Origin of the sequence: Candidatus Clostridium eludens (assembly GCF_045310515.1) — a bacterium.
GTDB lineage: Bacteria > Bacillota > Clostridia > Clostridiales > Clostridiaceae > Clostridium_B > Clostridium_B eludens.
In genome coordinates, this window is record NZ_JBJHZX010000009.1 from 22,347 (window position 1) to 35,031 (window position 12,685).

General features: G+C 29.8%; 8 protein-coding genes and 2 riboswitches. Of the genes, 3 read left to right on the forward strand and 5 right to left on the reverse strand.

Annotation, left to right across the window (positions count from 1 at the left end; all coding sequences use genetic code 11):
- Positions 1-144 precede the first annotated feature (144 nt).
- Positions 145-1,668: a methyl-accepting chemotaxis protein gene (locus tag ACJDU8_RS07635; protein ID WP_406791559.1), complete on the reverse strand. Its 1,524-nt coding sequence runs from the start codon at positions 1,666-1,668 to the stop codon at positions 145-147.
- A 293-nt stretch (positions 1,669-1,961) separates the two neighbouring features.
- On the opposite strand from ACJDU8_RS07635, the gene ACJDU8_RS07640 reads away from it, so the two are divergent.
- Entirely contained in the window at positions 1,962-2,144 is a 183-nt protein-coding gene (locus ACJDU8_RS07640; protein ID WP_406791560.1) for a hypothetical protein, read from the forward strand.
- An 80-nt stretch (positions 2,145-2,224) separates the two neighbouring features.
- Positions 2,225-3,526, forward strand: a complete 1,302-nt coding sequence (locus ACJDU8_RS07645; protein WP_406791561.1) for a homoserine dehydrogenase — start codon at positions 2,225-2,227, stop codon at positions 3,524-3,526.
- A gap of 149 nt (positions 3,527-3,675) precedes the next feature.
- Here ACJDU8_RS07645 and pflA read toward each other — a convergent pair whose 3' ends face one another.
- Entirely contained in the window at positions 3,676-4,404 is a 729-nt protein-coding gene (pflA, locus tag ACJDU8_RS07650; protein ID WP_406791562.1) for a pyruvate formate-lyase-activating protein, read from the reverse strand.
- 10 nt (positions 4,405-4,414) lie between these two features.
- The gene (gene pflB, locus ACJDU8_RS07655) at positions 4,415-6,649 is read right to left on the reverse strand and encodes a formate C-acetyltransferase (RefSeq protein ID WP_406791563.1); all 2,235 of its coding nucleotides are present in this window, start codon (positions 6,647-6,649) and stop codon (positions 4,415-4,417) included.
- A 115-nt stretch (positions 6,650-6,764) separates the two neighbouring features.
- Positions 6,765-6,843: riboswitch (ZMP/ZTP riboswitch) on the reverse strand.
- Positions 6,844-7,056: 213 nt separating this feature from the next.
- On the opposite strand from pflB, the gene ACJDU8_RS07660 reads away from it, so the two are divergent.
- A complete protein-coding gene (locus ACJDU8_RS07660; protein WP_406791564.1) occupies positions 7,057-9,045 on the forward strand; it encodes a sensor domain-containing diguanylate cyclase in 1,989 nt (662 codons plus the stop codon).
- 135 nt (positions 9,046-9,180) lie between these two features.
- Here the strand turns inward: ACJDU8_RS07660 and ACJDU8_RS07665 are convergent, their stop codons facing one another.
- Together ACJDU8_RS07665 and ACJDU8_RS07670 are read right to left on the reverse strand one after the other, a co-directional pair.
- On the reverse strand, positions 9,181-10,506 hold the full coding sequence (locus tag ACJDU8_RS07665) for a response regulator (RefSeq protein ID WP_406791565.1): 1,326 nt from the start codon (positions 10,504-10,506) through the stop codon (positions 9,181-9,183).
- A gap of 2 nt (positions 10,507-10,508) precedes the next feature.
- Positions 10,509-12,203 carry a sensor domain-containing protein gene (locus tag ACJDU8_RS07670; protein ID WP_406791566.1) on the reverse strand — a complete coding sequence of 565 codons (1,695 nt, stop codon included), beginning with the start codon at positions 12,201-12,203 and terminating at the stop codon, positions 10,509-10,511.
- 354 nt (positions 12,204-12,557) lie between these two features.
- Positions 12,558-12,644, forward strand: a riboswitch (cyclic di-GMP riboswitch).
- Positions 12,645-12,685 lie beyond the last annotated feature (41 nt).

The following is a 12,685-nucleotide window of genomic DNA, read 5'->3' on the forward strand; positions in this document are numbered from 1 at the left end:
TAAAGTAATTATTAAGCTTAGGTATTTTCACATACCTTAATAGCCTATTAATGTTTTTTTATTATAACATCAATATGTAGAAAAACTCAAGTTTTGAAGAAACTAAAAACTTACAGTATGTTTTGTAAAGAAATAAAATTTTTATTATATATCTATTTTTAAATCAATACCCATAACACCTATTATTGTGCTATTTGAATTCAAAATAGGCATTGATACAGTAACACAAGGATTTGAAGTGATAGATGATATATATACATCTGAAATGTAATCATTACCTTTTATACTTTCTTTAAACCATTGACGCATGCTGGCATTTGCTATTCCATTTGGAGGATTCGAATAAATAAACTTACCACTAGTATTATTTGTCCAAATTGCTTCTATATAAGGGTACTTGTCTAAAAATTTACATAGTAAATTTTTATGGGTAATCTCATCTAGAGAAGCCAGCTTATGCTGTGACAGTAAATCTTTTTTCATTAAGCTGATTGTTTCACTGCACATTGATTTTACTTTATCTGTGTTCAACTTAGTTAAGTCATTTTCAATCTTTTCACAGAAAGAATCCAGGGACGAAGAGGTGTCAATGAGAAATTTTTGCATTTCTTTTAATTCTTTTATGCTTTCATTTTGGGTTTCAACAGAACCATACATATTTTTTACATTTGAATTTATAACTTGGAAGCTTTCCTGGACTTCATTACATTGAGAGTTTATAGTTTTTATAGACTCATATTCTTTATCTGTAAAGTTGAGTATTTCATTTACAGAACTTAAAATAGCTACTACAGATTTTTTTATTTCATTTAAAATGTTTTCTATGTTTTGTGAATAAGCTACACTTTTTTCAACATTTTTTTCATTAGGAATAGAAGTTTCTATAACTATTTCAATCTGTTTTTCAATTTTTTGAATGAGTTTTGATATTTCGGAAACGGAATTTTTACTGTTTTCTGCAAGGTTTGATATTTCATGTGCCACTACACTAAACCCTTTGCCGTATTCACCTGCACGTGCAGCTTCAATAGAAGCATTTAAGGATAACATATGAGTCTGGGCTGCTATATCATTCACTGTATTTAATATAGAAGATATCTCCATTGAAATTTGTTTTAATTCTTTAATATTTTTCATGGTTTTATCTGTAGATAATTTGATTTCTTCAATTGTACTGACTATGCCTAGTATATCTTTTAAACCATTCATAATAATTTTCTGTGATTTATCTGAAGTTATAGAAATATTTTCAGAAGTATTTTTTATATTTTCAAACAAAGAAGATATGTCTCTTATAGTGTTAAGTGTGTTGTTTACTTTATCATAGCTTATGTTACTTGTTTCTGACAGATTTTTAGCTTCTCCCTGCAGCAGTTCTGTGGATGAGGAAGTATGTTCAATTGTTGAGGATAAATCATGGGATATGGAATAAATTTTGCTAAATAATACTTGGAATTTAAAATTAGTTTTAAGTAATTTTTTTCTGAGTGAATTAATTGAATTTAAATAGGGTGATTTACTTTTTGAGTTTATTCTAAAATAATAATCATCATTTAATAATTTGTTTAAAAATTCTTCAATTGTTAGTTTATCTTTAGTTTTTTTATACATAGAGGCTGTTAAACATAATATAACTCCTAGTACTAATCCAACAAAGAAATAAAGCAATATAACTCCTCCTTTATTAAGAAATTTTTAAGTATTTTAAATGGTTGTTTATGGATTGTTAAATTTTAGAACAATTATATCATAACTTTTGCATGTGAACAACACATAAGCTGCAATTATATCCTAAAACTTATAAAATTTGAAAAATTATACATAAGATGAATTTATCTAAAGGCTGCTGCTACCAGTATATTTTATTTCTTTTTATATATCTAAAATGTTATTGTTAAAATTTAAATAATTTTGGTATAATTAAGTGAGAAATTATAGTGAAAAGTATAGCAGGAGGTATTATGGTATATAATTTAGAGAGGATAATTGATTATATAATAAGAGAAGATATGGAAGAAGAAATAGAAATGAATATACAAGAAGCAAAAAATCTTATAAGAATGGGAATGGATTTACTGACGGTAATAAAAATAACAGGACTTGAGTGGGAGGAAATTAATAGCATAAAAAGATATATGAACTAATGGCTTGAGTTTTAATTTTTTAAAATTAAGCATGTAATTTTTGGGAGGATAGATATTAAATACAGGAAGGTGAAATAAAGATGAAAAAAGTAAGAATAGCGTTAATGGGACTAGGAAATGTGGGCACAGGAGTTTGGATGATTTTAAACTCTAATAAGAAAGAAATAATGAAAAGATCAGGATATGATGTAGAAGTAGCAAAAATTCTTGTAAGGGATAAAGATAAGAAAAGAGATGTAGAAGTTCCAGATGAAATTATAACTACAGATTTTAATGATATATTGCAAGATGACTCAATTAAAATTGTAATTGAAGTTATGGGAGGTATAGAACCTGCAAAAGGGTATATGCTTAAATGTATGGATAAAAAGAAGCATATAGTAACTGCAAATAAAATGCTTATTGCAACTGAGGGAGATGAACTTTTTGAAAAAGCTCATAATAAAGGTGTGGTATTTAACTATGAGGCAAGTGTGGCAGGCGGTATTCCAATAATAAAGGGAATAGAGGAAAGTTTGACTGCCAACAAGATTGAAGAATTCTATGGTATAGTAAATGGCACAACAAATTATATTTTAAGTAAAATGCAGCTTGAAAGATTAGATTTTGATGTGGCTTTAAAGCAGGCCCAGGATATGGGATATGCTGAAGCGGATCCTACCTCGGATATTGAAGGATTTGATGCCCAATATAAATTAGCCATACTTTCATCTTTAGCTTTTGGAACAAAAGTTGATGTAAATAGTGTATATAGGGAAGGTATTACAAAGATTAAATCTATAGATATGAAATATGCTAAGAAATTTGACATGGTAATTAAGCTGCTGGCCATTGCAAAAGAAAATAAGGGAAAACTTGAACTTAAAGTACAGCCTACAATGATCCCTAAGGAACATCCACTTGCAAATGTTTATGATTCTTTTAACGCCATATTTATAAAAGGTAATGCAGTGGGAGATTTGATGTTTTATGGAAGGGGAGCAGGGAGCCTGCCTACAGGAAGCGCTGTAGTAAGTGACATTGTTGCTATACTGAGAAGTAATGTGGACGTAGCAAATTATAGTCACATAGCACAAAATGACTTATGGCATAGAGAAATACGGAGTATAGGTGAAAGCAAAAGTAAATTTTATATTAGAATTACTGTAATAGATCAATCAGGAGTGCTGGGGGAAATAACCACAACTTTAGGAAAATACAACGTAAGTCTCCGTTCTGTGATACAAAAAGGTGAAGAAAATTCAAAAGGAGAGGTAACAATAGTATTATTTACACATAAGACTATTGAAGCAGATATTAGTAATTCAACCAAGGAACTTGTGAATTTAAAATCAGTGATTAGAATAGACAATGTTATAAGTATAGAAGACTTTAAAAATTAATAGTTAAGGGTTAATAGTGAATAGTTAAGGATGATTTTCTTTAGTGAAACTTCAGAAAATCCAAGAAAAATCCCATTAAAGCACAGCTTTAATGGGATTTTTCTTTTGAAGTTTTTTGTAATAGAGTGGAGAAAAACTCTCCTTAACTCTTAATTCTTAACTCTTAACTGTTTAAGAACATAATCTTCAAATACTTTTGCCTGCTTTTTATCCATACTACTCACATTATTTAATTTATAGGGTATTTTCAATTTAGTATATTTATTTACTCCCAGTGTGTGATATGGAAGAATTTCAAAATTATCTATTTTATCTAAAGAAATATGACGGATTATTACATCTATTATTTTATCCATAGCTCCATAACTGTCAGTAATTCCAGGTACCATTACATGTCTTATCCATATTCGTGAAGAGGATTTATTAAGGGCTTCTAAAAAGCTATAAAACTCTTCTATATGGCCTCCGGTTAAATCTTTATAACCCTCTTTATCTATGTGTTTTATGTCAAGGAGTAGGGTGTCTGTATATTTTAAAATCTCTTCATAATTTCCCTTTCCAAAACCTGAAGTATCAACAGCTGTATTTATACCATTTTCTTTACATAACTTTAAAAATTGTATTAAAAATTCAGGCTGCATAAGGGGTTCTCCGCCAGAGCAGGTAACCCCGCCTCCGGATTTTTCAAAATACGCCTTAAATCTCAATATTTTTTGTAGAAGTTCGCTAGGTTCCATTTCTATACCCTGATTGAATGTCCAGGTATCTGGATTATGGCAAAAAGCACATCTTAGTCTGCAGCCCTGAAAAAATACAACTACCCGTATTCCAGGACCATCTACCAATCCCATAGTTTCTATAGAATGAATTCTTCCCATAAAATCACCTTTAAACTCTTTCGTGGAAGGTTCTTTTGATTACCTCCTCTTGCTGCTGCCTTGTAAGTTTTATAAAGTGCACTGCGTATCCTGAAACCCTTATAGTCAAAGTTGGGTATTTTTCAGGATTTTCAAGTGCATCTAACAGTGTTTCACGGTTCATTACATTTACATTTAGATGGTGTGCCCCTTGTGAGAAATATCCATCTAAAATAGAAACAAGGTTAGTTGTTCTTGTATTTAAGTCTTTTCCCAGGGCATCCGGTATAATGGAGAATGTATTTGAAATACCATCCTGGCACACGGAGCGGTATGGTATTTTTGCCACTGAATTTAAGGATGCCAGGGCACCTTCTTTATCCCTTCCGTGCATTGGATTAGCACCTGGTGCAAAAGGCTCTCCTGCCTTTCTTCCATCAGGGGTAGCTCCTGTCTTTTTACCATACATTACATTTGAAGTTATAGTAAGTACGGAAAGTGTATGCTCTGCGTCTCTATAAGTGTTGGTTTTTCTAAGTTCTTTTATAAATTTATTTACAATTTCAACTGCTATGTCGTCTACTCTGTCGTCGTCATTGCCGTACTTTGGAAAATCTCCTTCTGTTTTAAAATCCACTGCTATTCCATCTTCATTTCTTATTGGTTTCACCTTTGCATATTTTATAGCACTTAATGAATCTGCAGCTACTGAAAGTCCTGCTATACCGCAAGCTAGAAATCTATGGACTTCAGTGTCATGAAGCGCCATAAGTCCTGCTTCATAGGCATATTTATCATGCATATAGTGAATTGTATTAAGGGTATTTACATATAATTTTGCTATATATTCAAGTACTTTAAAATAATTTTTCTTGACTTTTTCATAGTCTAGAATTTCATCATCAATTTTTTCTATGTGAGGTACTATCTTTTCAAAAGTTTTTTCATCTATTCCGCTGTTCACAGCATATAAAAGAGATTTTCCAATGTTACACCTAGCACCGAAAAATTGCATTTCCTTTCCTAAGGCCATGGCAGATACACAGCAGGCTATGGCATAATCATCTCCATAGATAGGTCTCATAACGTCGTCATTTTCATATTGAAGTGCATCTGTTTCAATGGACATTCTGCTGCAGTATTTTTTAAATGGTTCCGGCAAGTTTTGTGACCAAAGTATTGTTATATTCGGTTCTGGGGCAGGCCCTAAATTTGTAAGTGTGTTTAAAAACCTATAAGAGTTTTTAGTAACCAGTGTTCTGCCATCTATTGTCATACCGCCTATACATTCAGTTACCCAGTTAGGATCTCCTGCAAACAGTTCATTGTAGTCTGGAGTTCTTAAATGTCTTTCAAGCCTTAGTTTGATTACAAACTGGTCTATAAGTTCCTGGGCTTCCTGTTCGGTTATGATGCCTTTCTTTAAATCTCTTTCAATATAAATATCCAAAAATGTAGAAACTCTTCCAAGAGACATTGCCGCACCATTATTTTCTTTTATTCCTGCAAGATAACCAAGGTAAGTAAACTGCACAGCTTCCTTTGCATTTTGAGCTGGATTTGAAATATCTATTCCATAACTTTTTGCCATGTTCTTCATTTTATTAAGAGCTTTTATTTGTTCTGCCACTTCTTCTCTCTGCCTTAGCATATCTTCCAGCATATTAGGACTTTTAAGGGTTTTTAGATCTTTTTTCTTTTGTTCAATTAAATAATCTATTCCATAAAGGGCTACTCTTCTAAAATCACCTATTATTCTTCCTCTACCATAAGCATCTGGAAGTCCTGTTAAAAGCCCTACGTGTCTTGCAGCTCTCATTTCTTCTGTATATGCATCAAATACACCTTCATTGTGAGTCTTCCTGTATTTTGTAAATATATTGTTCATATCCTCATTGATTTTATAACCATAATCAGTGAGAGCTTCTTTAGCCATCATTATTCCACCAAAAGGGTTTACCATTCTCTTAAGTGGTGCATCTGTCTGAAATCCTACAATAACTTCGTTTTCTCTGTCTATATATCCTGGTTTAAAACTATCAATTCCGGATACTGTGTTTGTATCCACATCTAAAACTCCACCTTTTTTGATTTCCTCTAAAATAAGTTTTTCAGCTTTTTCCCATACTTTTTTGGTCTTTTCTGTAGGGGATGTTAAAAAGCTTTCATCTCCGGTGTAAGCATTATAATTTTTTTGTATAAAATTTCTCACGTCAATATTTGTTGTCCAATTTCCAAAATTAAAATTATTCCATTGTTTTTTCATAAAAGCTCCTCTTTTCATTAATATTTTGATAATTCAGATAAATTTACATAGTGTAATTCGGATAAAAATTTGTCTTAATTTATTTTCATATTAATCAAAAAGACCACCTGGACTTTTTGATTGCCCAGGCGGTCGGCTTCTAAAAATCGTACTCCCTGTGGTTAAATCCACTGCCGCCGGTTATACGATTCGCTTAAACTCAATTCTATTACTTCATTAAAATATCATATTTATAATGTCCTGTCAACGTAAAGTTTGTTTCAAATTACAATTGTGGTTATATTGAAGAGGATAAAGCGAATGCACTCTTTTATATTTTTAAGAATATTTATATTATGTATTTCTTTCAATAATAAGGTATAGTATTCTTAATATATAAGAAATTTGAAGAAAAGGAGTGAAATATTTTGAATAATAATATTTGTGGTGTTTTTTCCAGTTTTTATGATATGAATATTGCAATTGCCATATATGAATCTAATATGGTACAAAAAAGAAATTATGACTACATTCCTATATATGCAAATAGCCGCTTTAGCAGTGATATGCAATTGGAATTGGGAGAATATTATTGGGAATATAATGACGAATATTTAAAGTTGAATTTAGATGAGATTTTAGAAAGATGTATTTCCAAAGTTGTTTCTCAAAATAAACCACAGAAATTTTTCAAGTATATTCCTCATAGTAAAAAGTATTATTTGATTATAGCTTCCAGGTTTATGGATGAATACATTCAGCTTACCATAGTTGAGAATTCTTCAAAATTTATTGACAATAAGAAACAGAGATTATGTCAGGAGGTTATTGATAATGCAAAAGATATCATATTTATGTTGGATGAAAACGGAAAAATATTAAATGCTAATAAAGAAGCTGTGAAAGAATATGGTTATACCTATGATGAGTTTAAATCACTAGATGTTTTTGACTTGAGAAATTCCAAAAATAAGGATTTTATTTTTAAACAATTTGATGAGGCCAAAGCAGGAAGCATAGAATTTGAAACTATACATTATAGAAAAGATGGTTCTTATTTTCCGGCTGAAGTAAAGTCTTTTGTTATAGATATAGATAATTATAAATATGTTGCAAGCATAATTAGAAATATAGTAAATAGAAGAAGAATTGAAGAAGAGATGAAAAATTTATCTTCCATAGTTGAGTCCTCTGATGATGCTATTATAGGCAAGAGTACAGATGGTATTATAAAAAGTTGGAATAAAGGTGCAGAAAAACTTTATGGATATACAAAAAATGAAATTATAGGTAAACACATATCTGTAATTTATTTTGATAATGATTATGAGCGTATTAAAGAAACTTTGAATAGAGTGAATGATGGAATTAAAATACAAAATCATGAGATATATATGAAAAAGAGTAACGGAGAGGCTGTAGCAGTGTCAATTACTGTTTCTCCCATATACGATATTGACAATAATATAATAGGGGCATCCTCAATAGCAAGGGATATTACTGAAAAGCAAAAGTTAATAGAAAGATTAAATGAAAATGAAGAAAAATATAGGACATTATATTCATCCATGAGTCAGGGGGTTGCCCTGCACCAAATAATAGTTGATGATAATAATGTACCAGTAGACTACAGATTTCTGGATATGAATGATAGCTTTCAAAAAATTTTAAATATTAAGGCTGAAGATTATATTGGCAAAACAGTACTTGAAGTTCTTCCAGAGACTGAAAAGTACTGGATTGAAAACTATGGCAGAGTTGCATTGTCTGGACAACCACTTAATTTTGAAAACTATTCTAAAGAATTCAATAAATATTTTAATATTTATGCCTATAGCCCTAAACTAGGTCAATTTGCAGTACTTGTGACTGATGTAACTGAAAGAAAGCTCAGTGAAATTGAAAACACTGTAACTGATGGTCTTACAGGTATTTACAATAGGAGATATATTAATGAAAGGCTGCCGATAGATGTAAATAATAGTATTATACATGGACATCCCTTGTCTGTAATTATGACGGATATAGATCACTTAAAAAATATAAATGATAAATATGGACATGTTGTTGGAGATAGAATAATAAAAGATTTTGCTAATCTTATTAAAAATTCAATTAGAAAAGGCTCAGATTGGGTTGGAAGGTATGGAGGAGATGAATTTCTCATTGTATTAAATAATACGGAATTGGAAAATGCATATAATGTTGCTGAAAAAATAAGAAAAACAATAAGTGATACTATATTTGAATATGGTGATACAAATGTTCGAATAACTTCAAGTTTCGGACTATATTCTATTGAAGATGAAAAATTGGATGTTGAAAATATCTTGATTAAAGTAGATAAGAACTTATATGAAGCAAAGCGAAAAGGCAGAAACAGAACTGTAAAAGGTGAGGGTATAGAGACTAAATAAATGGTATTTATAATTTATATGTATGTATAAAAAGCTGTAATGTAAATTACTGCTTTTTATTTTAATTAAACAGTTTTATGCTTTGTAAAAATTTACAGATGCTCACGAAACTATTTATATGAATTTTTTTTAAAACTATAAGAACTTTTCTAAAATATTTTTCATTATATATATATCAAAAGGTTTTGAAATGTAGTCATCCATACCTTCTTCAATACACATTTCTCTATCCCCAAGCATAGCATATGCAGTCATTGCAATTATAGGTAAGTGATCTTTTTTATAGATTTCGTTCTTTCTAATTATCTTTGTAGTTTCAAGTCCATTTAATTCAGGCATTTGTATGTCCATAAGTATCAAATCTACATGTTTGCTTCTTAAAATTTCCAATGCTTGTTTTCCAGTATATGCCCATAAAAAATTATATCCCAATTTTTTTAATATACTACATGCTATTTTCATATTTATTTCATTGTCTTCCACTATTAAGATAGTTTTACATGCAACTTCCGAGTATTTTGTATTTTCTAAATTAATATTAGCTTCACTTAAGGTTTTATTGAAATCCAGTAGGAATTCTGCTGTGAAATTAAATGTACTTCCCTCATTGTCTTTACTTTCAAACCATATATCACCATTCATAATCTTTACAAGTTCCTTTGATATTGAAAGTCCAAGACCTGTACCGGCATAATATTTGTTATATGATACATCTTGTTGAAAGAATTTTTTGAAAATTTGCTCCTTAACTTCTTCTTTTATTCCAATACCTGTATCTTTTATAGAAAACTTAAGAATCACTTTTTCGTTTATCTGAGATACCTTTTTAACTTTAAAAATTATACTGCCCTTATTTGTAAACTTAAGAGCATTATTGAATAGATTTATGAGCACTTGTTTTAATTTTATCTGATCTCCGATTATTTCAAAAGGGAGTAGAGGATCTATGAAATAGGTGAATTCCAGATTTTTATTTGCACAGGCAAATGAAAGCTCTTTTATAAAAACATCAATCATATTTTTTAAGTTGAAAACCTTCATATAAAGTTCAATTTTTCCTGATTCTATTTTAGATATATCCAAAATATTATTTATTATATCCAATAGATGCTTTGATGAATCTTTTAATATTTCTAAATGCATTTTTGCATCTTCCTTTAATTCCATTAGCTCAAGTAAGTCAATGGCTCCTATGATACCATTTAGTGGAGTTCTGATTTCATGACTCATGTTAGCCAGGAATTGGCTTTTGGCCTTATTTGCATTTTCCGCCTCCACTCTAGCATTTTCTGCTTCTATCTTGGCTTTTTCTAATTCCATATAGTTGCTTCTTAATTCTTCTTCTGCAGCAGCCAGTTCTTCATATATAGTGGAAAGCTCTTCATATTTTTCTTTTAATTCTTGTTCCTTTTTAATAGTAATCTTATTTTTTGTATTATCGTTGTTCATTAAATTATCCAAATTTACACTCCTCCAAATTTATTTTTTTTCATCAAAATGTTTTCAATCTCATTTAAAGACAAAGGTTTACTGAAGTAATATCCCTGGATTATATTACAGCCTATGCCAAGAAGTGAATCTAGCTGTTTTTTTGTTTCTACTCCTTCTGCAATAATTTTATAATCCAATGATTTGCATAAGCTTATAATAGATTTTATTACAGCTTTATTCTTCTTACTTTCAATGTTATCAATAAAGGATTTATCAATTTTTAATGTATTAACTGGCAGAGTAGTTAAATAGTTTAAGGAAGAATATCCCGTACCAAAATCATCTATGGCAACCTTAACTCCTTTTTCTAAGAGTTGGTTTAGAGCTTTAATTTTACAGGTAAATAAATCTATCAGTGTACCTTCTGTTATCTCAATTTCAAGTAAGGAAGGTGAAATCTTGTTTTTCTCATATATACTGATGAGTTTGCTCACAAAATCACTTTTTTTCAACTGAATAGGAGAAATATTTACTGATATGGTTTTAAATTCATAATTCTTCAATTGTAATTGGCGAATTACCTTGCATACTGAATTTAAAACCCATTCACCTATTTCTACAATACTTCCTGTGCTTTCTGATATTGGTATGAATTCCGCAGGGGAAACAGATCCAAGTCTACTGTTTTGCCACCTTAACAGGGATTCAAATCCTATTACTTTATTTTTTGTAGCATCTATTTGTGGCTGATAGAGTATATAGAATTCATCATTTTCAACTGCGGTTTTAAGCTCCTGTTCAATAACGAGTTTTCTGCAATATGAATGAAACAATTCTCGCTGAAAAAAAGTAACAGTGTTTTTACCATTGATTTTTGATTGAAATATGGCCAGATCTGCATATTTATACAATTCTGTTACATCATTACTGTCATTTGGAAATATAGTAATACCCATGCTTGCAGTTATATATATTTGTTTTTCTTTAACTTCAAAAGGTTCTTTAAGATAATTGATTATTTTAATACAAAGTTTTTTTAATTCTTTATAGGAAGTAAACTTATTGATGAGTATTATAAATTCATCGCCTCCCAGGCGGTATAGGGTTCCAGAATCTTTTATACACATGGTCACTAGCTGTGAGAAAATTACCAATAATAGATCTCCGTAGTCATGACCAAAAGTGTCGTTAATTAATTTAAAATCATCAATATCTATAAATATTAGTGCACCATTTTCATAATTGCTTAAGGCTGTTTTAAGGGTATTTTTAAATAAGATTCTATTAGGAAGTCCTGTTAAAGAATCATAATAGGCAGAATGATTAATATAGTCCTCCAGCCTTTTCTCTTCTGTAATATCACTTATTGAGCCGGATAATAAGAACATTTTATGGTCAGAATTTTTAGTAGCCGCACCTTTAACAAGTAATGATTTAATATGATTTTCCTTAGTTAAAATTCTAAATTCACTTCTATAGCTTACTGTATTGCCCTTAATAAAAAAAGTTAAATCATTTTTGGCGCTGAGCTTATCTTCTTCAACAACAGTTTTCTCCATAAAATCAAATAAGCTTTTAAAATATTCTACACTGTATCCTGTCATATGAACAAAATTTTCAGAAAAAAACATATGGTACTTTTTTAAATTCCATTCCCAAAGTACTATGTTGGCTCCATTTAAAGCCCTTGTATACATTTGTTCCCTGTTTTTATCATAAATCCTCATAGTAACCTCCTGGTTTATAAAATCTAAAGGTTAGTATATTAAATGTTAAGTTTAAATTAAATTTAGGATTAAAGTGTTAAAAATAATTTTTTAATTAGTTAATATAATAGAAATTGAGGTTGTTTTCAAGTAATTAATGTAAGTTATTTTATAGAAATTAATTGAAGTTTACCTGTAGAAATTTGAGTAGATTTAAATAAATATTATAAAAATACTGTATAATAAAATGTCATATTTTGCAACCATAATTTTAGATTTCCAGGTATATTTTGAATTAAATATTTTGAATAATTTGTAAACAATTTATTAACTAAAACTTGTTGAAATTAAGAAAATTTTATGGTAGGATTAAACAAATGATAGGGAAGCGATGAAATACACACTTTAATCTGGGCATCCTTGTGTGTGTTGGAGTTAGTGATGCAACCGGCCCTGTATTCATAAATAATTTTTATGAATACAGGGTTTTGTTTTTTAAAAAA